Source organism: Bacteroides muris (ex Fokt et al. 2023) (genome assembly GCF_024704895.1).
Classification (GTDB): Bacteria; Bacteroidota; Bacteroidia; order Bacteroidales; family Bacteroidaceae; genus Bacteroides; species Bacteroides muris.
Map to the genome: position 1 here is coordinate 1 of NZ_JAMZEE010000015.1, position 23973 is coordinate 23973.

A 23973-nucleotide genomic window follows, 5' to 3' on the forward strand; every position below is an offset into this window, starting at 1 on the left:
ATACAAACTGTAAATGTTAAAGCCCGCACAATATGTGGAGAAAAGTGCAGTGCATCTTCGTGGTGTACTGCACTTTTCCTATATTTGCGGATAGTCTAATTTGAAAGCTGGATTGTTTGGATGATTAGGCTATGATTTAGAAGTGTAGGAACGACACCATAAGGTGCGGTTATAAATAAATTATTCGCAATAACAAATGGAGAAAGAAGAAAACTACATATCAAATCTTGATTGCTCGCTTTGGCGAGTTGATGATTTGGGGCTATATGCCGCCAAATCCCCTATCCATATCAATTCTTTGGGCGGTAACTTCGATGCGTGGTTTGATATGGATGGCGAGAGTTTTCCTACCGACAAACAGCTTACTGCATGGACGGAATTTTGCAATGTAAATCCAATGGATATGAAAGAAATAATAATGAATGGTCTTATAAAATTGGCAGATAAAATGGATGCTCTGCCCAATGATGTAGAACTGGAGTATGGTCCAATATATAAGCCAATAGTAATTTCAAGAAATGTCAAACGCTCTGTTGAAGTCATTAAGCATAGTGAAAGACCATTAGGAAAAATGGCAAAATCCACCTTAAAATGCAGTTCGGTTGTTGTGCCGTTACAAGATAAAGCACCAGTTAGATTCATTGTAATGAACTTTGAAATTGGTCATCGTCCTTATGAAATGGAAGCTGTTTTTTGTAATGAAAAGATGCTTATGGTTGGTGAAAACTCTGGCGTTTGGACTCGCCTTGAATGGATAAATGAGTTTAATATTCCAAAGTTTAATATTGAAACGGCATTACATCCATATTGGCGACCTGAATAATATGCGAATAACAAGCACCTGTTCCGCCTACGGCGGCAAGCTGCATCCCATTACTGACAATAATATAATTGATATTTTGTAACAGTTGCTTATGAAAAAGATTATTGACTATCTATTCTATAGATATTATTTAGTTTGTTTGAAAAATGAGGAATTTCCGCGTTTTGGTGCAAGTTGTATATTATCGGAAGTTATTTCAATAACTTATATGTTCGCATCTTTTTTATTCTCGTTTTTTTTAACAGGAGATTTCTTTTTTTCATATATGTCTAAACTAACAACATTTATTGTATGGGTAATCGGTTTTATACTTCCCTGGATTGTTGTGTACATATATTATAATAAGAAAAGGATTCGCATCTTATTTGAGAAATTTCAAGATAATATTTATAATACCAAATACTCAGATAAGGCCGTATTAAGTATCAGATATATTGTACTTATTGTCGGTCTTCTTTTAATGTTCTTTCTTTATCAGTTCTAATCGCCATGTTCCTTTAGTATGTGGTTTGGCGGCTAATCCAAAAGTTTTTGGCTATGGGCTACTGGGTAACGTACAGACAACAAATCAATTCATTCAAATATGGAACAACGGATTACATCATTATTGCTTCCCGCTCCCGAAAGTTTAGTTTATTCTTTTGTATATATATCCAAACCAATTTAAACCTATTTCTATTGACAGCAAATTATATATGCTGGCGAAAAAAGAAAAACAGAGTTTCTTTCTCTTTTTGCCAGTATCATGTCTATTTTTCACTGAAAAACGAGAGAAAACAGATATAAAAACATCTCCTACCACATTTACCCCTTAACAACAAATATCCTTTTCTGTTTTCTTATAATCACTCTATTTATATGCAAATTGTATGCTTTAAAAATATTAATATTGATGTGTTTTATACTATAATTAACTGATATTCAGTATTAAATAAATAAATGTTGGTACGGATTAATCACTACCAACCGCAACAAGTTTATACTTGGGCCGAGCGGTAGCGGGAAGTCTTTCTTCACCAACCACATGGTGCGCCAGTATTACGAGCAGGGTGCGCACGTGCTGCTGGTAGATACGGGTAACAGTTACTTGGGGCTGTCCCAGCTTATCCACAACCGCACGCACGGCGAGGACGGGATTTATTTCACCTACACCAACGAGAACCCGATAGCGTTCAACCCGTTCTATGTCGAAGACGGGGTATTTGACATCGAGAAGAAAGAGAGTATCAAGACCCTGATACTCACCCTTTGGAAGCGGGACGATGAAGCCCCGAAGCGGTCGGAAGAAGTGGCGTTGTCCAATGCGGTAAGTGCCTATATCGAACGTATCACGGGTGACAGGTCGGTAACACCCTGCTTCAACACGTTCTACGAGTTTGTCCGGGATGATTACCGCCGACAGCTTGAACAGAAGAACGTCAGGGAAAAGGATTTTGACATTGACAATTTCCTGAACGTGCTTGAACCGTACTATCGTGGCGGTGAATACGACTACCTGCTGAACTCCGACAAGGAACTGGATTTGCTGCATAAACGCTTCATAGTCTTTGAATTGGACAACATCAAAGACCACAAGATTTTATTCCCGATAACGACTATCATCATCATGGAAGCCTTTATAAACAAGATGCGCAAGTTAAAGGGAATAAGGAAGTTAATACTAATTGAAGAAGCGTGGAAAGCGATTGCATCGGCGAACATGGCAGACTATATCCGCTACCTCTACAAAACAGTCCGAAAATATTTCGGGGAAGCGATTGTAGTCACGCAAGAGATTGAGGATATTATTTCTTCCCCAATCGTGAAAGAGAGTATCATCAACAACTCGGACTGCAAAATCCTGTTAGACCAGCGAAAATACCTGAACAAGTTCGACAGCATACAAAACCTGCTGGGACTGACCGACAAGGAGCGTTCGCAAATATTGTCTATCAACATGGCGAACCACCCCGGACGGAAGTACAAGGAAGTTTTCTTCTCGCTGGGCGGCACGCAGTCGGCAGTGTACGCCACAGAAGTTTCGCTGGAAGAATATTACACGTTCACGACAGAGGAAAGCGAGAAAATGGAACTGTTCGCCCTCGCCGAGAAGCTGGGCGGCAACCTTGAACTGGCTATCAAGCGGCTTGCGGAAAGCAAACGTAATCCCCAATCATCAACAACTTAAAAATTAGGAACATGAAGAAAATAATCCTCTTTATGGCGGTGTGCCTTTGCTTCATCGGCAGGGCATCCGCCCAGTGGGTGGTGTCAGACCCCGGCAACTTGGCACAGGGTATCATTAACACCACAAAGCAGATAGTGCAGACCTCTACCACAGCCAAGAACACGCTGGACGGCTTTATGGAAGCGCAGAAGATTTTCCAGCAGGGTAAAAAATATTACGATGCGCTCAAAGCGGTGCATGACGTGGTTAAGGGCGGTGTCAAGGTGAAGAAGTCCATTGAACTGGTGGCGGAAATATCCGAAATCTACGTGCGCAATTTCCAAAACATGCTGGCAGACCCGAATTTCACGCCTGACGAACTTTCCGCAATATCGTTCGGCTATGCCAAACTGATGTCGGAAAGCTCGGACGTGTTGCAGGACTTGAAAAATGTAGTGAACATCACGGGTATGTCGCTGACGGATGCCGAACGGTTAGCAATCATCGACAACGCTTATCGAAGTTTGCTCAACTACCGCAACCTTGTGAACTACTACACCCGCAAGAACATATCCGTGTCCTACCTGCGGGCGAAGAAGAAGAACGACACCGACCGGGTGTTGGCTCTCTACGGCTCGGCGGATGAACGCTATTGGTAACATGATACAACCACTTAATTAGTATGCCTATGTTATTAGCAGCAGTGGATTTTGACAACCTGCACCAAGTGTTGCGGGTGCTGTACGATGAAATGATGCCCTTGTGCGGCAACATGACGGGGGTAGCCAAAGGGATAGCCGGGCTGGGAGCTTTGTTCTATGTAGCCGCCAAAGTGTGGCAGTCGCTCGCACGTGCCGAACCCATAGACGTGTACCCGCTACTCCGTCCCTTTGCGCTGGGGCTGTGTATCATGTTTTTTCCAACTTTCGTGTTGGGGACTATCAACACGGTATTGTCGCCAGTGGTAAAAGGGTGCAACCAGCTTATGGAAACGCAGACTTTCGACATGAACGAGTACCGGGCGCAGAAAGACCGACTGGAATATGAAGCCCTGATGCGAAGCCCCGAAACGGCTTACCTCGCATCGGACGAGGAATTTGACAGGCAACTGGAAGAACTGGGTTGGTCGCCCTCCGACATGGTGACTATGACGGGTATGTACATGGACAGGGCGGCTTATAACATCAAGAAGTCCGTCCGGGACTGGTTCAGGGAATTGCTGGAAATGCTCTTTCAGGCGGCGGGGCTGATTATAGACACGCTACGCACGTTCTTCCTGATTGTACTTTCGATACTGGGTCCGCTAGCGTTCGCCATTTCCGTCTATGACGGTTTCCAAAGCACGCTGACCCAGTGGATTTCACGCTATATCTCCATTTACCTGTGGCTACCCGTGTCGGACTTGTTCAGCAGTGTGCTGGCTCGCATACAAACGCTGATGCTCCAAAAGGATATTCAGGAACTTTCAGACCCGAATTTCATCCCTGACGGGAGCAGCACCGTGTATGTAATCTTTATGATTATTGGCATCGTGGGTTACTTCACCATTCCAACGGTGGCAAGCTGGATTGTGTCGGCTGGCGGTATGTCCGCCTATAACCGCAACGTGTCGAAAGCCGGGTCGGTCGCCGGGGCTGCGGTTGGCGCAGTCGGTGGAAAGGTATCGGGAAAACTACTCAAATAAACAACATCAATTTTTTAAGGATATGGAATTTAAGTCATTGAACAATATCGAAACGAGTTTCCGGCAAATCCGGCTCTTTGCGCTGGTATTCATCTGCCTGTGCGCACTGGTGACGGGCTTTGCCGTGTGGAACTCGTACAGCTTCGCCGAGAAGCAGCGGCAGAAGATATACGTCCTCGACAACGGCAAAAGCCTGATGCTGGCACTCTCGCAGGACATGGCACAGAACAGACCAGTGGAAGCCAAATCACACGTGCGGCGTTTTCACGAACTGTTTTTCACCTTATCGCCCGACAAGGGGGCTATCGAAAGTAATATCAAACGCTCACTGTTCCTTGCCGACAAGACCGCTTTCAACTATTACAAGGACTTGGCGGAAAAGGGTTACTACAACCGGGTGATTTCGGGGAACGTCACGCAGACGGTGGAGATTGACAGCGTGAAGTGCGACTTCGACCAGTACCCCTACAAGGTGAACACCTACGCCCGCCAGTTGATTGTCCGGGAAAGCAGCCTGACGGTGCGCAGCCTTGTGACCTCGTGCCGCCTGCTCAACGCCACACGGAGCGACAACAACCCGCACGGCTTCATCATCGAAGCGTTCACCATTACCGAAAACAAGGATTTACAAACCGTCAAAAGATAGCCGTATGGAAAGGAAACAGAGTTATATCGGAAAAGTACAAGACTGGGCGGACGACTGCCTGCGCCGGATGTGCGGACGGATTACGCCGGGCAAAAGGCTGGCGGTTATCCTCGTGATGTTCTTCTTTTTCGGCGGCTTGTCTATCTACATCACCGTTTCATCAATCTACAATATCGGGAAACGGGACGGCAGGCGGCTGCAAATAGAACACATCAAACAATACCCGCTACACGATAGCGACAGTATCAACTTATTAAACAGACTGAACAATGGACGAAGTACAGAAGAATGAAAGTAGCATATCTACTTCACCAACAAATGGGAAGCCCCCAAAAGAAAATAAGCCTAAAAAGGAACTGACACCCCAACAGGTACAGCAGCGCAGGAAAATGATAGTCTTCCCGCTGATGTTCCTTGCCTTTGCCGGGTGCATGTACCTGATATTCGCCCCCTCCGGCAAAGAGAATGTGAATGTGGAAAGCGTGGGCGGCTTCAACGCCGACATACCCCTGCCCGCAGAGGACGGGATTATAGCCGACAAGCAAAAGGCATACGAACAAGCAATGCTGAACCGCAAACAGCAGGACAAGATACAATCCTTGCAGGACTTCGGTTTCACGGGGGACGATGAAACGGAAGAACCGCAAGCGGAAATCGACCTGATGCCGGAAGATGATGCGAAGCCCCAAAGGGGCGGCGGTGCTTCTTCACGGGCGGCTTACCGGGACATCAACCGCCAGTTAAGCACGTTCTACGAAACCCCGGCGGTGGACGAGGAAAAAGAGGACTTGAAGCGGCAGGTGGCGGAACTGACCGACCGACTGCAACAACAGCAGAACGCCACACCCACCACTGACGACCAAATGGCACTCTTGGAAAAGTCCTACGAACTGGCGGCAAGGTATATAAATGACGGCGGGCAGAACGGGCAGGTGGCACAAGTGCCTGTTGCCGGGACTGTCACCCAAAAGCCGCAAGCCCAACCCGTGCAAGCAATCCGGGAAACGACCGTATCGGGATTGCAGCAGCCCATGAACGATGCCGACTTCATCCGTGCTTACAGCCAGCCACGAAACTACGGCTTCAACACGGCGGTAGGCACGGGCTACGCTATGGGAAAGAACACGGTAGCCGCCTGCATCCACCAAGACCAAACGCTGACGGACGGGCAGGCGGTGAAACTCCGGCTGCTCGAACCTATGCAGGCCGGGAACATAGTCGTGCCGAAAAATACCCTTGTAGCGGGTACGGCAAAGGTGCAGGGCGAACGGCTCGACATACTGGTGTCTTCGATTGAGTACGCTGGCAACATCATCCCGGTGGAGCTTGCCGTGTTCGACACGGACGGGCAAAAGGGGCTGTCCGTCCCGTCCTCAATGGAACAGGAAGCGTTCAACGAAGCAATGGCGAACATCGGTAGCGGGCTGGGTACAAGCATATCCTTTGCCCAAAGTGCCGGGCAGCAGGTGGCTATGGACGTGACAAGGGGCTTGCTGCAAGGAACGTCCGGCTACCTCGCCAAGAAGTTCCGAACCGTGAAAGTGAAGCTGAAAGCCGGGTACAAGGTGATGCTTTACGCCAAACAACAATAATTATTAACCACTAAAATTTCAATCAACAATGAAACAGATTTTTGTAATGTTCGCCCTCTTGCTGGGCGTGTGTGCGGCAAACGCACAGGAAACCGACACCGTGAAGTATGCGGCTGGCAACGACTTGTACCGGGGCATTACCCGGAAACTCCCGTACCGCCAAATGGTAACGCCCTACGGCGTGGAAGTGACCTTTGCCAAGACGGTGCATATCATCTTCCCCGCCGCCGTCCGCTATGTCGATTTGGGAAGCAACCACATCATAGCGGGCAAGGCGGACGGTGCGGAGAACGTAATCCGGGTGAAAGCCACGACAGAGGGCTTTCCGGGCGAAACGAACTTCTCCGTCATTTGCGAGGACGGCAGTTTCTTTTCGTTCAACGCCAAATACGCCCGTGAACCGGAAATGCTCAATATCGAAATGAAAGACTTCTTGGAAAATGAAGATACGTCTGACTTTTCGCATACCCGCATGAACATCTACTTCCGGGAACTGGGCAACGAAAGCCCGCTATTGGTGAAACTGATAATGCAGAGCATCTACAAGAACAACGACCGCAAAGTGCGCCACTTGGGTAGCAAGCGTTTCGGCATACAGTTCTTAATCAAGGGGATTTACACCTATAACGGGATGCTCTATGTACACACGCAGACGAAGAACAGTTCCAACGTGCCTTTCGATACCGACTTCATCAAGTTTAAGATAGTCGATAAGAAAGTACCCAAACGCACGGCTATTCAGGAAACGGTGCTGGATGCGGTACGCAGTTACAACGAGGTAGTAGAGATTGCCGGGAAAAGTACCGTCCGCACTGTGTACGCCCTGCCGAAGTTCACCATACCGGACGATAAGCTACTGTTGGTGGAACTCTACGAGAAAAACGGCGGGCGGCATCAGGTTATCCGGGTAGAGAACGCCGACATCGTGAACGCAGAAGTGATTAACGAACTCAAAATCAAATAGGGAATGAAGAAACACATCTTTATAATGATGCTCTTTGCGCTGTGCCTGACCTCGTTTCAGGTACACGCACAAAGATACCTGCCGGGTATGAAAGGCTTGCAGGTCACGGCGGGCATGACGGACGGGGTGCATTGGAATGACAACACGGATTTCGCCTACCACATCGGGGCGGCATACAGCGTTTACACCAAGAACGCAAACCGCTGGGTGATTGGTGGGGAATACCTGCACAAGAAGTATGACTACAAGGATATGCAGATACCAGTCGAACAGTTCACCGCAGAGGGCGGCTATTACCTGAAATTCCTTTCGGACAGGCGAAAGACTTTTTTCCTCTCGCTGGGATTGTCGGCACTCGCCGGGTATGAGGTGAGCAACAAAAGCGAAAAACTGCTGCCGGACGGTTCTACCTTGCTGGATAAGGACTGCTTCATTTACGGCGGTGCGCTCACGCTGGAACTGGAAGCCTACCTGACCGACCGGGTGGCTCTGCTGCTGAACGCAAGGGAACGGGCGTTGTTCGGCTCGGACATAGGCAAGTTCCACACGCAGGTATCTTTGGGAGTAAAATTCATTATCAACTGACCCCTATATAATAATGTATATGAAGAATGTAATGTATAAAATCATCATGGGCTGCTACATCGTGGCCGCCCTTGTGCTTGTCACCGCCTGTAATGACAGTTTGGATATTCAGCAGGCGTACCCGTTCAGCATCGAAACGCTGCCAGTACCCAAAAGGCTGAAAGTCGGGGAAACCGCTGAAATACGCTGCCAGTTGGTGCGTGAGGGTTACTATCAGCCGACTACCTATCGGATAAGGTACTTCCAGCCGGACGGCAAAGGGAAGCTGGAAATGGACAACGGCACGGTGTTCCTGCCCAATGACCTTTACCCGCTGGAGAAAGAAACATTCCGGCTCTACTACACCTCGGCATCGACAGACCAGCAGACGATTGACATTTATATTATCGACAGCTTCGGACAGATGCAGCAACTTACACTATCATTTAATAATGACAACAGCGAAGAAGAAACGGAAACAATAACCCCCTAACAATAAAATGACATGGTAAAAATAGAATTGGATATAAAAGGTATCTCGTGGTATATAGAAACCACGTTGGAAACAGATACGGTTCCGGCAGTAGGTGACATCATTATCGTGGATAAGGACTGCATTTCCGCACGTGACAGGGCTGAATTGTGGAAAATACCGTCCAATCAGGTTTTCAAATGGGTGGACGAAGAAGAAGATATGCCCGTTATGGAATGGTTTGACAACGACACGGAAATGCTTGTCAATAAGCGGACTTGGAAATACGACATCGAGGAAGAAGAAACCGTGTGCATACTTAGTGTAAAATTTATTCACTGTGAGGATTTGTAGCTGTGATATTCGTTTAATGATACGCAAAGCGTAAATATTGGGCAGACAGCCCGCCGGGAAGCATCGGCGGGCTGTTTCCATGATAGGGAAACGAGCGGCTTCTTTGTTACTTTCTTCACCCGCTGGCAGGCTCACGGAAGAAAGTAACGGCGGCAAACAGCCGCCGTTCTCTATCAACTGATTTTAAGGCTCTTTATGGACGTGTATTTCTCTAACCACACCTTTACCTGTTCCATGTTATATTCGCCCGTTATGACCGCCGTATGGTCGTTTATGGCTACAAACCGGACACTTTCATAGCTGTTTACCCAGCCTTGCAGGGAACAGACACCCCACGTTGCAACATCTTCAAAAACACTGCGGTCTATTTGGCTGATTGGCTCACCGAAAACTACCGTCATTGTCTGAAAGTCCGGTTTGTCCTCCAACAGTTGCAAATGGCGCAACGTGCCGAACTCGTCAATTTTACGCCCCCACGCCCACACATCATTATATAAATCATCGCCCCACTGGTGCGGGCGGTCGAAACGAACTTTTACCTCTATGGTGTGTTCGTTTTCTTCTGTGTCCTCGATAACGCCCGTTACCATTAAGCCCGTAAAAATACACTCGCAACGCTTGCCGATAAGCTCCTTGTTTACTTCTGTCGTTTTCATATCCCTAAAATTTACTTATTACTCTGTTCTTTTTTCGCTATCCACCCGTCACGCCTGCGGCGGCACTCTGCCAGCGTTTTGGCTACCGTGCTGAAAAGTTCGCCGTCAAAGTGGCGGTAGTCATATTGAAAATAAATCTGTCCCCTGAATGCGCCTAAGCAACATTTCACGTATTTTTCTTCTCCCGGTGTTTGGGTGATGCTTACCCCGTTTTTGTTAAGTGACTGCATGATGTCTTATTTTTTTACGGTTATAAACTTGGTTGTTTTTAACGGGCAGGGCTTTGACACCCCGCCCGGATTGGTTGTTATGCCGCACGGAACACAAAGCCGTCATCAAACCAGTAATCGCACATGAACAGGTCACGGGCAAACTTTTCATAATCGAAATAGGTCTTTGCGAACTCCGGCAGGTCGTAACATTCTTCTATAATTTCATAGGCGAAATCTTCTTCATCGTCATATTCCCCTTGATATTCATCCCGGAAATCACGTACAAGGTCGTCCGCATCTTCCTCGCCTAAATCATGGCTTTTATAGTTGCACCACACGAAAAAGGCTTCCTGCTCGGTGTCGCTCAAATCCTCCACCGCATCACGCAGGGAAAAGAAATTTTCAGAAATCCAGCTTTCGCCGATTAAGCCCTCCGGCACGTTCTCCCAGTCCTGAAACATATATTCCACATCTTCCTCGTCCTTGTGAAGTTCCCGGCAGGCTTCGTAAAATTCTTCCTTGTCCGAATAATCCGAAAGGTTGAGCCATGCGCCGGACAATGAACCGTTGTTGTACTTGGCGTAAGTGCCTACATAAACGCTTGCTGCTGATAATGTCGTTGCTTCCATATTGCTGTAATTTTTAAGTTTTTAATTTTATGCGGATTCGAGAGGTGAGGGAGTTGAAGTTTCACTGAACTTTTTTCCTGTTTCCCGTAAATCCGACTTTTTTTTTATGCGTCTTCCGGTCGGGTCGGTCGTTTTCGTTTCACATAGGCGTAAAAGGGTAGTGTTTAGAGTTTGCAAAGTTTTGGGCAAAAAATACCTCGCAAGGCAGGGAAGATTTTTTCGCCAAACCGGAACGGCTCGACCTTGCAAAATCGTGAAGAACACGTAACTACCTTTGCCTATTGAAATGATTAAAACGACTGTCCCGGCTGGGGGACTGCGTAAGAGGAAGATTTACAGATAGGGAAACTGGGGAAAAGTGCCTGTTCTCTTTCATCTTTTAGGGAACACTCCATGCGGGTGGGAAAGGCAAGGGTATGGCAAGTTTACCTTGCGGTACGCTTGTGCGGGTTTCCAACGGCTCTTTTCACGAAATACAGTCAGCCATGCCACGCACGGCTGGCGTTTCGGGGAATGTGCCAGTGGGAAAAGGATATAAAAAATGCGGGTAGTCGGTGGACTGCCCGCAAGGTGAAAGAATGTACTTTATTGGGATATAGTTTGTTAGGTGGAATTTCGTTACCGAAATCGTTACCTGTTCTGTTACCAACAGTATATAGGTAACTAAAAACTCACATGGCGACTTCCTTGTAAATTTTCTCGATGCCGACAAACTTCTTGTCAAGCCCCTGCATATCGCTGCCTATCTTGCTGTTGGTGATGCGGGCGTAAATTTGCGTAGTTTCTATATTTGTGTGTCCCAGCATCTTGGACACCGTTTCAATGGGTACGCCCTTTGACAGCGTGGTGGTCGTGGCGAACGTGTGTCGGGCAAGGTGGAATGTCAGGTTCTTTTTAATACCGCAAATATCGGCAATCTCTTTCAAGTAGGCGTTTAGCTTCTGATTGCTGATTACGGGAAGTATCTTGCCGTCCGGCAACTTGCCCTTGTACTTCTTCAAAATCATCTTAGGAATATCCAGCAGGGGAACATTTACGTCCGTGTTGGTCTTTACCCGCTTGGTGATTATCCAAAGGTTGCCGTCAAAGGACTTTTGGATATTCTCCTGCCGCAAGTTGGCAACATCGCTGTAAGCCAAACCGCAGAAACAGGAAAAGACGAACAAGTCCCTGACGTGTTCCAGCCGTTCGGAAACCATTTTCTTTTTAAGGATGATTTTTATCTCGTCCTCCGTCAAGTAGCCCCTATCCACTTTTTCCAGCCGAATTTTGTAGCTGGCGAACGGGTCACCCACCAGTATGCCGTTGTTGCGGGCAATGATGATGATGCGCTTGAAGAACTGCATGAACTTGGCGGTGGTGTTGTAACCGCACTTGCAGGCGGTACGCAAATACAACTCAAAATCGGTAATGAACATTGGAGTAATTTCCTTAATGGATATGTCCGATACGTTGTACTTGCTGCGGATGAACTCGGCAAGGTGGCGGCGGGTCACTTCATACTTGCGGTAGGTCGCTATCGTCTTGGATATGCCCACAAGCTGCTTCACATCGTCATTGTGCTTTTGGAACAATGAAAGGATTGTTTCGTGGCTCTCGCTGTGTCCCAAGAACTCGTTCTTCACTTTCTCGGCGGTCACGTAGTTGTCACGCCGCTGCATTTCGTGGTAAATGGTGTTCAGGGAAGAACGTATGTCGTCCAGCAGGGCGTTTATTCTTCCGGCATCCCTGCCTTTGGCTTTGCCTGCGGCAATGCTCCAGTTATCGGGCTGGATGCTCTGTTTCGTACTGAACTGGCACTGTTTGCCGTCAATGGTGATACGTGCCATAATCATTACCTCGCCGTTTTTCTTTTCAGAACCTTTCTTCAAATAAAAAAGAACCTTGAATGTCGATTTCATAACTCACTTTTTTTAGTTGCAAAATTACTTTTTACCTCTCGTTTCTGAGTTATGCAGACTATGGACTAATCAAGTCATTATCAGGTCATTTATGGACAAATCGTTACCGTTTTTGTCCGGTGGGGAATAGGTAACGATTTAGTAACGAAACTTTGTCTTTTACCGTACTTTTGAAGTCTTGGAAGCAGGACTTTCGGGCAATAAAAAAAGCCACAAATCATTGATTTGTAGCTTTTTGTCCGTTTACTGTCCATTTCTGTCCAGTAAGTTCAGCGGAGAGACAGGGATTCGAACCCCGGGTACCTCGCAGTACAACGGTTTTCAAGACCGCCGCAATCGACCACTCTGCCACCTCTCCAAACTCCTCTTTCAAGAAGTGCTTTTCTCTTAAATCGATGCAAAGGTACAAATCATTTTTAATTCTGCAAACTTCTTTTCTATTTTTTCATGAATTAATAGTACTTTTGCACCATGATATATCCGCAGAACTTTGAACAGAAAATAGGTTTCGACCAAATACGCCAATTACTGAAAGAAAAATGCCTCAGTACACTTGGCGAAGAACGGGTGATGAACATGACATTTTCCAATTGCTTTGGAGAGGTGGAAGAACGTCTGGACCAAGTCACCGAATTTGTACGTATACTCCAAGAAGAAGATAATTTCCCGGCACAATATTTTTTTGATGTACGCCCATCATTAAAACGCATACGCGTGGAAGGCATGTATCTGGATGAACAAGAGCTTTTTGACCTGCGCCGTTCACTGGAAACCATACGTGATATTGTACGCTTCCTACAAAAAAGCGACGATGATGAGGAAGAAAGGGCTTCCCCCTACCCTTGTCTGAAAAGACTAGCGGGAGACATCACCGTTTTCCCACAGCTCATAACAAAAATAAACGGCATCCTCTCTCCTTACGGAAAAATCAAGGACAATGCCTCTACAGAGTTGGCACGCATCCGCCGGGAACTGGCAAGTACTATGGGAAGCATCTCTCGCTCACTGAACAGCATTCTACGAAATGCTCAGTCCGAGGGCGTTGTGGACAAAGATGTAACGCCCACCATGCGTGACGGTCGTCTGGTCATTCCCGTTGCACCGGCACTGAAACGGAAAATACGTGGTATTGTACACGACGAGTCGGCCAGCGGTAAAACCGTATTCATCGAGCCTGCCGAAGTAGTGGAAGCCAACAATCGCATACGGGAACTGGAAAGTGACGAACGCAGAGAAATTATCCGCATCCTGACGGACTTCTCCAACCAGCTGCGTCCCTCCATCCCCGACGTACTGCTATCATACGAATTCCTTGCTGAAATAGACTTCATACGTGCCAAAGCACTGTTTGCTGAGCAGATATCCGGGCTGAAACCAGCTCTCGAAAACAAGCAGTTGCTAGACTGGACAATGGCTGTGCACCCGCTCTTGCAACTTTCTCTTGCCAAACATGGCAAAGAAGTAGTACCGCTTGACATCGAACTGAATGAGAAACAACGTATCCTAATCATCTCTGGCCCGAATGCAGGCGGTAAGTCCGTCTGCCTAAAGACAGTGGGCTTACTGCAATACATGCTGCAATCCGGACTGCTCATCCCGATGCACGAACGCAGTCATGCCGGAATATTCAGCAGCATATTCATCGACATAGGTGACGAGCAGTCCATTGAAGATGATTTGAGTACCTACTCCTCCCACCTTACGAACATGAAAATCATGATGAAAAGCTGCAATGAACGGAGCCTCATCTTGATTGATGAATTCGGTGGTGGAACTGAACCCCAGATTGGAGGCGCTGTCGCTGAAGCCGTATTGAAACGTTTCAACCAAAAACAGACGTTCGGTGTCATCACCACACACTATCAGAACCTAAAACATTTTGCCGAAGACCACGAAGGTGTAGTAAACGGTGCCATGCTCTATGACCGCCATCTGATGCAAGCACTGTTCCAGTTGCAGATAGGCAATCCGGGCAGTTCGTTCGCTGTAGAGATTGCCCGCAAGATTGGTCTTCCGGAAGATGTCATTGCCGATGCCTCGGAAATCGTGGGCAGCGAATACATCAATGCCGATAAGTACCTGCAAGACATTGTGCGCGACAAACGCTACTGGGAAGGCAAACGCCAGACAATACGCCAGCGTGAAAAGTACATGGAAGAGACCATAGAGCGCTATCAAACTGAAATAGAAGATTTGCAGAAATCCCGGAAGGAGATTCTGCGCAAAGCGAAAGAAGAAGTGGAGCAACTGATGCGGGAAGCCAATGCGCGCATCGAGAACACCATACGCTCCATCAAAGAAGCCCAAGCAGAAAAAGAAAAGACACGCCAGGCCCGCCAGGAGTTGACGGACTTCCGTGAATCAATGGAAGCACTTGCCAACAAGGAACTGGAAGAAAAAATTGCCCGCAAAATGGAAAAGCTGAAAGAGAAGCAAAACCGGAAAAAGGAAAAGAAAGCGGGCAAAGGAAAAGAAAACGGGCTGTCTGCTCAAGCTTTGGCAGAACAGCAGGCACGGAAAGAAGCAGAACGTCTCGCAGCCATCATCCCCGGCTGCAACGTCAGAATAAAGGGACAGACCTCTGTGGGCGAAGTAATGGAAGTAAATGGCAAGAATGCGGTCATCGCGTTCGGCAGTATCAAGACTACCGTAAAGCTGGATAGACTGGAACGTACCAACGCGCAGCCTAAACAAGCTGATGTGTCCACCAAAAGCACTTTTATCAGTGCCCAGACCCAAGACAGCATGTACGAGAAGAAACTGCATTTCAAGCAAGACATCGATGTCCGAGGTATGCGAGGTGACGAGGCCTTGCAAGCCGTAACTTATTTCATTGATGACGCCATCCTTGTCGGCATGTCACGCGTGCGTATCCTTCATGGAACGGGGACAGGCATCCTGCGCATGCTCATCCGTCAATATCTGGAAACTGTTCCCGGAGTACGCCACTTTGCCGACGAACATATACAGTTCGGCGGAGCAGGCATCACCGTTGTAGACCTGAATTAAGGGATAATTGATAGTTAAATCTAAATCATAAATTTGATAAATTTGAAATATATGAAATCAATCAAAGAACTCTACCGTATCGGTACCGGCCCATCCAGCAGCCACACTATGGGGCCACGCAAGGCAGCTCAGATATTCTTGGAAAAACATCCCAAAGCAGCCGCATTCCAAGTAACCCTATACGGAAGCCTCGCTGCTACCGGCAAGGGACACATGACCAATGTTGCCATCACCGAGACACTGCAACCCGCAGCACCAGTAGAAATAATCTGGGAACCCAAAATATTCCTGCCCTTCCATCCCAACGGCATGAAATTCGTCTCCTTGGACAGTGAAGGCAAGGAGACAGACCAATGGACTGTATTCAGTGTCGGTGGCGGTGCCCTGGCAGAGGAGAATGACGGAACCTCATCCGTCAACACCCCGGATGTATACGAAATGAACCGCATGACCGAAATACTGCAATGGTGTGAACGTACCGGAAAAAGTTATTGGGAGTACGTCAAGGAATGCGAGGAAAGCGATATTTGGGATTACCTGCAGGAGGTATGGAAAACCATGCAAGCTGCCGTGAGACGGGGATTGGATAGTGAAGGAGTCCTGCCCGGCCCTCTGAATCTGCGCCGGAAAGCCTCGACCTATTATATACGTGCCAGTGGCTACAAGGCTTCCCTCCAGTCGCGCGGACTGGTATTTGCCTATGCCTTGGCAGTAAGTGAAGAAAATGCGTCAGGCGGGGTCATTGTCACTGCACCTACCTGCGGTTCGTGCGGCATTGTACCTGCAGTGCTCTATCATCTGCAAAAAAGCCGGGAGTTTAGCGACACACGCATACTCCGTGCCCTTGCCACAGCCGGACTGATAGGAAATATCGTGAAGACCAACGCTTCCATTTCGGGAGCGGAAGCCGGATGCCAGGCAGAAGTAGGCGTAGCATGTTCTATGGCATCAGCCGCGGCCAACCAATTGTTTGGAGGTAGTCCGGCACAAATAGAATATGCCGCTGAAATGGGATTGGAGCATCATTTGGGAATGACCTGTGACCCGGTTTGCGGACTGGTACAAATCCCATGTATCGAACGTAATGCCTACGCCGCCGCACGCGCCCTAGATGCCAACCTTTACTCCTCTTTCACCGACGGCATGCACCGCGTATCATTCGACAAGGTGGTAGAAGTCATGAAAGAAACCGGAAACGACCTGCCCTCCCTCTACAAAGAAACCAGTGAAGGAGGACTGGCAAAGGACTATAAACCGATGTAGCCAGAAATTAGGAATTAGGGATTAGGGGAGCAATATGATTACCACAACACTAGTCCCTAATCCCTTATCCTTTAATCAAGTTTTATCGGCCAATACGTATCATCCCTATCACCGCTCACATCTTTTGTCTGCAGCAAGTCGCCTTCTTCCGAATAGAACAATTGATACTCTGCATTTCCCTTTTCAACTTCAATGACAAACTGCATAGGCACTACCGGATACTCCAAAAGAACAATCTCCTCTATCTTCCAGCCAACATATTTACTGCCGCTGAAAGAAGTCAGTACAGTTCCCGGAAGATCGTTCCAAAGCAGTTCTGTCTCCGTCAACACCCATTCTGCCCGATTATTGAACCATACATCCTTTTCCTGGCCATCCACTCTACAGTCTGCCACCAAATAACCTCCTTTCTGTTCCCACTCCACATGGATTGCGGAAGGGTATTTGGACTTCAATGCCTGTGACATTGCTTCAGGCACTTTCACATCATCCTTGTCGTCATCATTACTGCATGCACCAAGTGCCAAGGCGGTGATGAACATCATCGCCAACATTTGAATCTTCATTCTCATCATTTCCATATAAAGTTAAAATATTTACTAAAAAATCAGTCGTCCATACTGACAAATTTTCCTTTTTTGTTGAACTTCAAAGAGTAGTCATTGTTCAGCTCGACTTCCATACCGGTACGTCCGCGCTCAATCTTGGTAATAATCTCTCTCGGGAAGTTGGTCTTCACATATTCCTTTACCGAAACCGGAATCAATGCTTCGGGAACAGCAGATTTCTTGCAATCCACTTCCAGCCAATTTCCTTTCTTATCGAAATCAATTTCCGTACGGTCAGTCAGCAGCACTTCATATTTCTTGGTCTGCAGTATTTCACTTTCAATCTTGATATGCGAAATATGCGGTTTCGAGAAATACTGATTGATAAAGTTACGCGCTGTCAGCGGAAGCAGCTTGGCATCCTGAGTAATTACATCACCGGCAAAAGCAAACTGAACAGCTACAAGAGCCAATATAAAAATAGACAATACTTTCTTCATAATCGTCATTTTTTAATGTTACTAATAAATTTCATATCATTCACACTGCAAATAACAGTAGAGAATTAGGAAAGATTTGGGAATAATCGCAGTTTACGATTTTTTTAGTTTTCTTTAACCAGACAGAAGCAATGCATGCCATCCTGCCATTCATACGTAAGCTTCAGTGAAGACGACAATGCAATGGAACGCGCAATGGCAAGCCCCAGTCCTGTGGAATCCTTCTTGCCATCCATGCCGCGATAAAAACGCCGGAACAGCTTCTCTCCATCCAAAGGAATATCCCCCGTGTTTCTGATGACCAGCGAAGTTGGAGTGGTAAGCACCTGCAACTCCCCCCCTTCCCTATTGTGCAGCAACGAATTCTTCACCAGATTGGAAACCAGTATTTGCGCCAGCGAATGATTACAACGGATGATAAAAGGTTGTTCCTCCCGTTTCCGTATCAGATTCACGCACTTATGTTCATAAATATCCATCAGGTCGGGCAAGAGTTCATCCAATATTTCATCTACCGAGACATCTTCCATCTCAGTATACTGCCCGTTTTCTATACGGGAAAGCAACAACAGGGACTTATTCAATTTCACGGCACGGTCCAACGTGACATATATCTCGTCCAGTTCCTTCATTTGCTGTTCCGTCATTCCTTCACTCTCAGCCAGCAGTTCCACTTTTCCCCTCACGATGGCAAGCGGTGTCTGCAACTCATGCGAGGCATTCTCGATGAACTGTTTCTGCTCCTCGTATGCCTTGTAGCTGCGGTTTCCCATATCCAATGCGGCGTCACTCAACTGGCGGAACTCCCGTATCTTCGTCGGGTTGTCCAATGAAGGCACCTCCTTGCCGGGCTGAATGCGGTGCAACCAGTCAAGCAGCTTATGTAATGGACGGAACACCCCCTTCAACACCAATTGAATGCCGATGGAAGTACAGATTAGAAACAGCAGGAACAGCGCTCCCAGATACCAAAGCATAGCCTCCACCATATCGTCCCGCTCCAGAATGGAAATCATCAGTTTCAACTCATAATATTGCCCGTCGGGCATACGGAAAGCGGTACACATGACACGTACCGGCTCGTCTTCATCCTCCAGTTCGATATAGACTGTAGCATCATAAAACACTTGCCGGTAATGCCGCCCTTCTTCTTCGGATATTGGAGTGAACTTATAGAAAGACATCAACGAGCCTTCTGTTTCGAGTATCGCGGGGTCATGAAGCGCACTCTCCATCAATATATCACCGTAATTCTCCAATGTATCGTCCGTCTCATCCACCACCTCGTCGATGATTGCGTAATAGAACAGCACACCCCACACTGCCATCAGCAGAAACATCAGCCATGCAAGTTTGCGGTAAGTGTAGCTCAACAGTTTCATAATTCGGAGAGTTTGTAGCCGAATCCATAAACAGCCTTTAATTCTACGCTAGCCTCAGCTTGTTTCAATTTCTTACGCAGATTTTTCACTTGCGAGTAGATAAAATCCAGCGAATCCGTCTGGTCTATATTATCTCCCCACACCGACTCGGCAAGACTCATCTTATTGATGACCCGGCCGGGGTTGACAACAAAATAATAGAGCAGGTCGAACTCCTTACGGTTCAGTAGCAAAGGCTTTCCGTTTATCTCTACCTGCCGTTTATCGGGATAGAACAGAAGATTTCCAAGAGTGACGGTCACATCTCCCTTCGCCTGCCTTCTACGTATCAATGACTTGACACGTGCATTGAGTTCTGCCAAATGGAAAGGCTTTGTAAGGTAATCGTCGGCTCCCAGTTCCAGCCCGTCCACCTTGTCGTCCAGAGAATCTTTGGCCGAGATAATCAGCACGCTGTCACTGCGGTGCAGCCGTTTCAACTCACGCAGCAAGTCCAGACCGTTTCCACCGGGCAACATTATATCCAGTAGAATGCAGTCGTAATCGTAGTCATTGATTTTATCTAATGCCGAGAAATAGTCGGCAGCAGTCTCTACGACAAACTTTTCTTTCAGGAGCGAAGTGCGGATGGTTTCCCGCAAATCTTGCTCATCTTCTACAATCAGGATTTTCATACCGGCAAAGATGGTCTATAAAACAGGAAACAATCTGGAAAACCATCCACTAATCAATGCTGTTTGTCTGATACTCCTCCAGCAGTTCCTCTTTTGCCATGGAGATTTTCCCGTCAGCCGTAATGGTCAGTCTGATGGGAACATAAAGGTCGGATTGCGGATAGCAGACACTGGCCGCATATATGATTCCCTGCGGAGTGGTCTTGTCATAGACCAGCCCCTCAAGAATGGAGTACTTCATAAACTTGGCATCCACCAACGAAGCAAAATTATCTTTGGTGAACACTTTATCCACCACCTGCTTCCCATCGCACGTAATGTGCAAGGTAATACGGTTATCCACAAATTTCTCTCCCTGCTCGTTTTTCACTATCGGCAAAGATTCATCCGGCCGACGCACTACAGAAGACTGATACTCTTTTCCCTTATACCTAAAGGATGTTTTTACGTCAGACACCTGCATGCGCTGCAGACCGGCAAATTCTGTACTATCCTGCATCAATAGCAGGCCGTCTTTCTTATTCTTGTCTTGAGACGAACAAGCTGTGAAAAAGACAACCGATGCACATACCAAAATATAGACTATATTCTTCATTGTTTTGTTTTTAGTAATTGACCGGACAAAAATAGTACAAATTGAATGCAATAGAAAATTTATTTTCTTTTAGATTCCATTTTTGCTTTTCTATCCTGCACTTTCTTGCTGTATGCAGCATATTGTTCTTCCGTCATAATCTTCTGGAGTTGTGAATCATAAGCAATACGGGCAGCCTTCATCTCTTCACGTTTCTTTTCCATCTCCGCTTTTTTCTGCGCGCGCTGCTCATCCGTCAATTGATGGCGCTTACCTTCTCTCTTCAAATGCTTGTGTGCTTTGGCACGATGCATCGGCATATCTTCCATTTTCTCGGCCAATGCCAGATTGGCTTCCAGCAGTTGTTGTTTCTGCGTATCGTTCAGGGAGTACTCTTTCACCATCCGTTCCGTCATGCGCTCGGCACGGACTTTCGGTTCGGGCATTTTATCACTGCGGTGGACATGTTGTGACATTGCCATGCCACCCATCAGGAAGGCGGCCATCCATATCAGAACTATTCTTTTCATCATTTTTCTCTTTTTTTAATTAATACCTTATGTCAGTTATACCTATTGTGTTGCAACGTATCTATGACAAAAACAAAAGCGGGAAGTTTAACCGCAACTTCCCGCTTTAACATAATAAATGAGGTTGAAAAGAATATTAAGGTTCGTCCAGATACTGTACGATGAGGCTCACCTGCTTCGGCATGAATGTCCGTGTCCTTACATTGTAGCCGGTATGCGCCAAGGCTTCATACAGTTCGTGATTCCGCTTTATCCACCGCGTCAGGGTGCGGATGGCGCAACGTGCAGTAGCGTTTGGGCAATAGAGGCATGCCAAATCTTTCTTTTTATAGGTCATTACACGAAATCCGGTTTTTGTTTTCATAATAACAGTTGGTCTGATTTAAAATGATTGACGTAAAGATACGATATTCAAAAGGCGAAGTCAAGTATTTCAAGGAGAATATGAACCTTTTTCCGAGAAAGTTCATATTCTCCTTATTTACAGAATGCTTATCCTAACGGATTTTCTCCCTGATTACCATCGGAACCTCCGCCATCCGGATTCGGATTAGAGCTGCCGCCGGAAACAGTCCCGTTGCCCGGCCAACTCATCTTCTCCACACTGGCGCGGGTCAGCATATCCTTAAAGTAGAAACCCGGAGTGAAGATAATCTTGCGGCGATAAATCGTACTTGCCGTCACGTCTTCCTGTTTTTCCTGGCTCTTGGCGTTGATGCCGGGACGAAAACAGCCGAACTCCCCCAACTGTACCGAAAATCCCTTGTTGATATTCATATTCAAGGTGTCAATCAATCCGTCCAACACCAACTTCACCACACCGCGAGGCGCCATGCCTATCTTGGAAACCTCGTCACATAAATCTCTGAAAGCGACCACCCCCAAAGTCTTCATCTGCGCCACGTACTTTTCCGTTTTTGTCTCGTCAAAACCGAACACTCTCTTTTTTACTTCATAATTCAAAGCCATAGTTTTTTTAATTTTAAGTTGATTAATAAAAGCCGGTCTTGTTCGCTCGTCAGTCTGCAAAACCTATTTCTTTGTGACCACAATGCAAAGATACAACGGGCAGAAAACGGGATGGTGCTTTAACGGAGGTTTTCGGAGGTTAAAGGAGGTTTAACCTATATTATTCACGGCAGTTATCGGGAGTCAAGGCTTCGCCCGGAGTTATCGGAAGTTAGAAGCCGATAGTTTGGCAAATGAACCAAGAAGGTTAAACTGTAAGACTCAAAAGTTCACGTACGGATGTAAACTCTCGAAATCCTCAATATTATAAAAAATATTCTTTCTCCGTTTAATGGGCAAAGATAATAAAAAGCAAGCAACCTTACTTGCGGTCCACTTCTTATTTAAGGAAATAATACATTATTCTATCCACGCAATTTCTCACTTTCCGTAATCCTCCATCCCATCGGCTGCTATCATCCTACCATTTCCCTCTTCATATTCCCGATAAGGTTTCATTTCACCTTTCTTACGCATTCCGTAATTTTCCAGCAATATCCTATTCAGTGCCCATTCAATCCCTTTCAGTGTCATCTCCCGCTCCTTGGGTTTCAACTGGCATTCCCACACCTGCATCACATGCCACCCCATGCAACGCAACTGAATCCGTTCCTTCAAGTCCCTGCGCCGATTCCGTTCAATCTTGTCCTTCCAAAATTCCACATTACTTTTGGGAAGTACAAAATATTTGCATCCCTCGTGCCCATGCCAGAAACATCCGTTCACGAATATCACCGCACGATACTTGCGGAGTACAATGTCGGGCGTGCCAGGCAACCGCTTCACATTGACACGGAAACGGAAACCACGGGAAAAAAGATAACGGCGTACCACCATCTCCGGCTTCGTGTTTTTACTACGAATACTGCTCATGCAGTGATGCCGCTGCTCGGGAGTCATCTTGTCCATAAAAACAATCTATAATTAGTGTAAAGGTACGTTTCTGAATTGCAAATAGCCAAATCTTGCTCACTTTTTCCTTGCATACACCACACTCGGCCCCATCCCATGCCTCATCAGCATCCCCTCTTCTATAAACCTGTTCAAATCGACAACAGCCTGCTTGTAACTGCGTCCTGCCAGCCGTGCATACTGGGCGCGGTTGATGCAAGGATACTGCTGCAAATACTCATCCAGCAACTTCCAGCGCTGCTCCACGCCCAACGCCTCATCGGCAGACGAAGCAGGCGCCGATGCCGATTGCGGACAACGCTCCAACTGCATCTTACCTTTCAAATCCTTATAGAACTCCCTGCCCAGACGGAAATTCAACCCGCGCAAAGCGATGGAGGCAGCACGAAGCTCTTTCTTGTCCGTCGCCTGGCGGGTACAACTCAAGGAGGGGGTGAAGTAACCCAGTTCGCCCAGCTCCACCGTCCAGCCATTGGCAAGGCAGTCGCGCAACTCGTCCATAAAGCCTGCCATCGCTCCTTCCAGCAGGCTGCGGCTGAGGCCGGTGAAAAGATGCACACGCTCGATAAATTCCTTGCGGTCGATGGTTCCCTTGGGGACAAAGCGGGCATAAAGGGATTGTTGCTCGCCGGTCTGGCGGACGTCGGGTTTCTCAAAAAGGTCGTAATACGCACTCATATATATTCTGTTTTTAAATGGTTCTGCAATTCTGTTTTTTTCTTCTTCCCAAACATTAAGGAAAAGAAAAGCAATTCTTTAATCGTTCCATCATGGAGAAAATATCATTCCACCACGGAAGAAAAATCGTTCCACCATGGTAGAACGATTTTTTCCACACGATGGAACGATTTAATAGTAGCATACAAATATACTAATCGAAAGGAGGAAAAACAAGAAAATTCCCATAAAAAACATATCTTTACGCTGGAA

General features: G+C 46.9%; 26 protein-coding genes, 1 tRNA gene and 1 pseudogene. 13 read left to right on the forward strand and 15 right to left on the reverse strand.

Translation table 11 applies throughout. The annotated features are described in order from the left end of the window. Nucleotides 1-196: 196 nt before the first annotated feature. The 11 genes and pseudogenes from M1B78_RS07950 to M1B78_RS08000 all read left to right on the forward strand — a co-directional run bounded on the left by M1B78_RS07950 (nt 197) and on the right by M1B78_RS08000 (nt 9245). Nucleotides 197-823: a hypothetical protein gene (locus M1B78_RS07950; RefSeq protein ID WP_065539096.1), complete on the forward strand. Its 627-nt coding sequence runs from the start codon at nt 197-199 to the stop codon at nt 821-823. 955 nt (nt 824-1778) lie between these two features. After that, nucleotides 1779-2990: pseudogene (locus M1B78_RS07955) on the forward strand (TraG family conjugative transposon ATPase); the annotation flags it as partial. Nucleotides 2991-3001: 11 nt separating this feature from the next. Further along, nucleotides 3002-3628 carry a DUF4141 domain-containing protein gene (locus tag M1B78_RS07960; RefSeq protein WP_005680380.1) on the forward strand — a complete coding sequence of 209 codons (627 nt, stop codon included), beginning with the start codon at nt 3002-3004 and terminating at the stop codon, nt 3626-3628. Nucleotides 3629-3657: 29 nt separating this feature from the next. Beyond that, nucleotides 3658-4653, forward strand: a complete 996-nt coding sequence (traJ, locus tag M1B78_RS07965; protein ID WP_004294831.1) for a conjugative transposon protein TraJ — start codon at nt 3658-3660, stop codon at nt 4651-4653. Between the two features lie 22 nt (nt 4654-4675). After that, nucleotides 4676-5299, forward strand: coding sequence for a conjugative transposon protein TraK (gene traK / locus M1B78_RS07970; protein WP_005680379.1), 624 nt, complete (start codon nt 4676-4678; stop codon nt 5297-5299). A gap of 4 nt (nt 5300-5303) precedes the next feature. Next, complete coding sequence (locus tag M1B78_RS07975; protein WP_005680377.1) at nt 5304-5591, forward strand: TraL conjugative transposon family protein; 288 nt, start codon at nt 5304-5306, stop codon at nt 5589-5591. Further along, nucleotides 5569-6891 (forward strand): conjugative transposon protein TraM, encoded by a 1323-nt coding sequence (gene traM / locus M1B78_RS07980; protein ID WP_005680376.1) that lies wholly within the window; start codon nt 5569-5571, stop codon nt 6889-6891. Before M1B78_RS07975 ends, traM begins: the two co-directional genes overlap by 23 nt. 28 nt (nt 6892-6919) lie before the next feature. After that, nucleotides 6920-7855, forward strand: coding sequence for a conjugative transposon protein TraN (gene traN / locus M1B78_RS07985; protein ID WP_005680375.1), 936 nt, complete (start codon nt 6920-6922; stop codon nt 7853-7855). A 3-nt stretch (nt 7856-7858) separates the two neighbouring features. Next, nucleotides 7859-8440, forward strand: a complete 582-nt coding sequence (locus tag M1B78_RS07990) for a conjugal transfer protein TraO (protein WP_005680374.1) — start codon at nt 7859-7861, stop codon at nt 8438-8440. A gap of 13 nt (nt 8441-8453) precedes the next feature. Next, nucleotides 8454-8912, forward strand: a complete 459-nt coding sequence (locus M1B78_RS07995) for a DUF3872 domain-containing protein (protein ID WP_032556333.1) — start codon at nt 8454-8456, stop codon at nt 8910-8912. Nucleotides 8913-8924: 12 nt separating this feature from the next. Next, the gene (locus tag M1B78_RS08000; protein ID WP_004294838.1) at nt 8925-9245 is read left to right on the forward strand and encodes a hypothetical protein; all 321 of its coding nucleotides are present in this window, start codon (nt 8925-8927) and stop codon (nt 9243-9245) included. Between the two features lie 173 nt (nt 9246-9418). Here the strand turns inward: M1B78_RS08000 and M1B78_RS08005 are convergent, their stop codons facing one another. From M1B78_RS08005 to M1B78_RS08025, 5 genes are all read right to left on the reverse strand, one after another. Continuing rightward, nucleotides 9419-9901 carry a DUF7258 domain-containing protein gene (locus M1B78_RS08005; protein ID WP_005680372.1) on the reverse strand — a complete coding sequence of 161 codons (483 nt, stop codon included), beginning with the start codon at nt 9899-9901 and terminating at the stop codon, nt 9419-9421. An 11-nt stretch (nt 9902-9912) separates the two neighbouring features. Then, nucleotides 9913-10131 (reverse strand): DUF3873 domain-containing protein, encoded by a 219-nt coding sequence (locus M1B78_RS08010; RefSeq protein WP_005680371.1) that lies wholly within the window; start codon nt 10129-10131, stop codon nt 9913-9915. 77 nt (nt 10132-10208) lie between these two features. Continuing rightward, nucleotides 10209-10742, reverse strand: coding sequence for an antirestriction protein ArdA (locus tag M1B78_RS08015; RefSeq protein ID WP_005680369.1), 534 nt, complete (start codon nt 10740-10742; stop codon nt 10209-10211). Between the two features lie 671 nt (nt 10743-11413). Then, nucleotides 11414-12643, reverse strand: a complete 1230-nt coding sequence (locus tag M1B78_RS08020; RefSeq protein ID WP_004294842.1) for a site-specific integrase — start codon at nt 12641-12643, stop codon at nt 11414-11416. Between the two features lie 273 nt (nt 12644-12916). After that, nucleotides 12917-13001: transfer RNA gene (locus M1B78_RS08025), tRNA-Ser, on the reverse strand. 113 nt (nt 13002-13114) lie between these two features. Between M1B78_RS08025 and M1B78_RS08030 the strand changes: the two genes are divergently transcribed. Next, a complete protein-coding gene (locus M1B78_RS08030; RefSeq protein ID WP_257940366.1) occupies nt 13115-15652 on the forward strand; it encodes an endonuclease MutS2 in 2538 nt (845 codons plus the stop codon). 51 nt (nt 15653-15703) lie between these two features. After that, nucleotides 15704-16915 carry an L-serine ammonia-lyase gene (locus M1B78_RS08035; protein ID WP_257931189.1) on the forward strand — a complete coding sequence of 404 codons (1212 nt, stop codon included), beginning with the start codon at nt 15704-15706 and terminating at the stop codon, nt 16913-16915. Between the two features lie 71 nt (nt 16916-16986). Here the strand turns inward: M1B78_RS08035 and M1B78_RS08040 are convergent, their stop codons facing one another. The 10 genes from M1B78_RS08040 to M1B78_RS08085 form a co-directional block, all read right to left on the reverse strand. Then, nucleotides 16987-17490, reverse strand: a complete 504-nt coding sequence (locus M1B78_RS08040) for a PepSY-like domain-containing protein (protein ID WP_136009411.1) — start codon at nt 17488-17490, stop codon at nt 16987-16989. Nucleotides 17491-17522: 32 nt separating this feature from the next. Continuing rightward, nucleotides 17523-17963: a PepSY-like domain-containing protein gene (locus M1B78_RS08045; RefSeq protein WP_257940367.1), complete on the reverse strand. Its 441-nt coding sequence runs from the start codon at nt 17961-17963 to the stop codon at nt 17523-17525. 104 nt (nt 17964-18067) lie between these two features. Then, complete coding sequence (locus tag M1B78_RS08050) at nt 18068-19345, reverse strand: sensor histidine kinase (RefSeq protein ID WP_257931188.1); 1278 nt, start codon at nt 19343-19345, stop codon at nt 18068-18070. Next, on the reverse strand, nt 19342-20019 hold the full coding sequence (locus M1B78_RS08055) for a response regulator transcription factor (RefSeq protein ID WP_136009388.1): 678 nt from the start codon (nt 20017-20019) through the stop codon (nt 19342-19344). The genes M1B78_RS08050 and M1B78_RS08055 overlap by 4 nt, the downstream gene beginning before the upstream one ends. A gap of 49 nt (nt 20020-20068) precedes the next feature. Further along, a complete protein-coding gene (locus M1B78_RS08060; RefSeq protein WP_176468267.1) occupies nt 20069-20614 on the reverse strand; it encodes a DUF4738 domain-containing protein in 546 nt (181 codons plus the stop codon). Between the two features lie 59 nt (nt 20615-20673). Continuing rightward, entirely contained in the window at nt 20674-21123 is a 450-nt protein-coding gene (locus M1B78_RS08065) for a DUF4890 domain-containing protein (protein WP_257940403.1), read from the reverse strand. A gap of 136 nt (nt 21124-21259) precedes the next feature. Next, nucleotides 21260-21487, reverse strand: coding sequence for a DUF4248 domain-containing protein (locus tag M1B78_RS08070; RefSeq protein ID WP_257931186.1), 228 nt, complete (start codon nt 21485-21487; stop codon nt 21260-21262). Nucleotides 21488-21615: 128 nt separating this feature from the next. Beyond that, entirely contained in the window at nt 21616-22092 is a 477-nt protein-coding gene (locus M1B78_RS08075) for an HU family DNA-binding protein (RefSeq protein ID WP_176468269.1), read from the reverse strand. Between the two features lie 420 nt (nt 22093-22512). Next, nucleotides 22513-23040, reverse strand: coding sequence for a very short patch repair endonuclease (locus M1B78_RS08080; RefSeq protein ID WP_257940368.1), 528 nt, complete (start codon nt 23038-23040; stop codon nt 22513-22515). A 60-nt stretch (nt 23041-23100) separates the two neighbouring features. Beyond that, nucleotides 23101-23721 (reverse strand): DsbA family protein, encoded by a 621-nt coding sequence (locus M1B78_RS08085; protein WP_136009382.1) that lies wholly within the window; start codon nt 23719-23721, stop codon nt 23101-23103. Nucleotides 23722-23973 lie beyond the last annotated feature (252 nt).

Excerpts from the sequence above, each read along its gene's own strand:
- M1B78_RS08085 (WP_136009382.1), bottom strand. The coding sequence starts at position 23,721 with ATGAGTGCGTATTACGACCTTTTTGAGAAACCCGACGTCCGCCAGACC.
- M1B78_RS08010 (WP_005680371.1), bottom strand. The coding sequence starts at position 10,131 with ATGCAGTCACTTAACAAAAACGGGGTAAGCATCACCCAAACACCGGGA.
- M1B78_RS08080 (WP_257940368.1), bottom strand. The coding sequence starts at position 23,040 with ATGGACAAGATGACTCCCGAGCAGCGGCATCACTGCATGAGCAGTATT.
- M1B78_RS08015 (WP_005680369.1), bottom strand. The coding sequence starts at position 10,742 with ATGGAAGCAACGACATTATCAGCAGCAAGCGTTTATGTAGGCACTTAC.
- M1B78_RS08000 (WP_004294838.1), top strand. The coding sequence starts at position 8,925 with ATGGTAAAAATAGAATTGGATATAAAAGGTATCTCGTGGTATATAGAA.
- M1B78_RS08045 (WP_257940367.1), bottom strand. The coding sequence starts at position 17,963 with ATGAAGAAAGTATTGTCTATTTTTATATTGGCTCTTGTAGCTGTTCAG.
- M1B78_RS07975 (WP_005680377.1), top strand. The coding sequence starts at position 5,304 with ATGGAAAGGAAACAGAGTTATATCGGAAAAGTACAAGACTGGGCGGAC.
- M1B78_RS08055 (WP_136009388.1), bottom strand. The coding sequence starts at position 20,019 with ATGAAAATCCTGATTGTAGAAGATGAGCAAGATTTGCGGGAAACCATC.
- traK (WP_005680379.1), top strand. The coding sequence starts at position 4,676 with ATGGAATTTAAGTCATTGAACAATATCGAAACGAGTTTCCGGCAAATC.
- M1B78_RS07995 (WP_032556333.1), top strand. The coding sequence starts at position 8,454 with ATGTATATGAAGAATGTAATGTATAAAATCATCATGGGCTGCTACATC.
- M1B78_RS07950 (WP_065539096.1), top strand. The coding sequence starts at position 197 with ATGGAGAAAGAAGAAAACTACATATCAAATCTTGATTGCTCGCTTTGG.
- M1B78_RS08040 (WP_136009411.1), bottom strand. The coding sequence starts at position 17,490 with ATGATGAGAATGAAGATTCAAATGTTGGCGATGATGTTCATCACCGCC.
- M1B78_RS08050 (WP_257931188.1), bottom strand. The coding sequence starts at position 19,345 with ATGAAACTGTTGAGCTACACTTACCGCAAACTTGCATGGCTGATGTTT.
- M1B78_RS08020 (WP_004294842.1), bottom strand. The coding sequence starts at position 12,643 with ATGAAATCGACATTCAAGGTTCTTTTTTATTTGAAGAAAGGTTCTGAA.
- M1B78_RS08030 (WP_257940366.1), top strand. The coding sequence starts at position 13,115 with ATGATATATCCGCAGAACTTTGAACAGAAAATAGGTTTCGACCAAATA.
- M1B78_RS08070 (WP_257931186.1), bottom strand. The coding sequence starts at position 21,487 with ATGAAAACAAAAACCGGATTTCGTGTAATGACCTATAAAAAGAAAGAT.
- traM (WP_005680376.1), top strand. The coding sequence starts at position 5,569 with ATGGACGAAGTACAGAAGAATGAAAGTAGCATATCTACTTCACCAACA.
- M1B78_RS07960 (WP_005680380.1), top strand. The coding sequence starts at position 3,002 with ATGAAGAAAATAATCCTCTTTATGGCGGTGTGCCTTTGCTTCATCGGC.
- M1B78_RS08035 (WP_257931189.1), top strand. The coding sequence starts at position 15,704 with ATGAAATCAATCAAAGAACTCTACCGTATCGGTACCGGCCCATCCAGC.
- M1B78_RS08065 (WP_257940403.1), bottom strand. The coding sequence starts at position 21,123 with ATGAAAAGAATAGTTCTGATATGGATGGCCGCCTTCCTGATGGGTGGC.
- M1B78_RS08060 (WP_176468267.1), bottom strand. The coding sequence starts at position 20,614 with ATGAAGAATATAGTCTATATTTTGGTATGTGCATCGGTTGTCTTTTTC.
- M1B78_RS07990 (WP_005680374.1), top strand. The coding sequence starts at position 7,859 with ATGAAGAAACACATCTTTATAATGATGCTCTTTGCGCTGTGCCTGACC.
- M1B78_RS08005 (WP_005680372.1), bottom strand. The coding sequence starts at position 9,901 with ATGAAAACGACAGAAGTAAACAAGGAGCTTATCGGCAAGCGTTGCGAG.
- traN (WP_005680375.1), top strand. The coding sequence starts at position 6,920 with ATGAAACAGATTTTTGTAATGTTCGCCCTCTTGCTGGGCGTGTGTGCG.
- traJ (WP_004294831.1), top strand. The coding sequence starts at position 3,658 with ATGTTATTAGCAGCAGTGGATTTTGACAACCTGCACCAAGTGTTGCGG.
- M1B78_RS08075 (WP_176468269.1), bottom strand. The coding sequence starts at position 22,092 with ATGGCTTTGAATTATGAAGTAAAAAAGAGAGTGTTCGGTTTTGACGAG.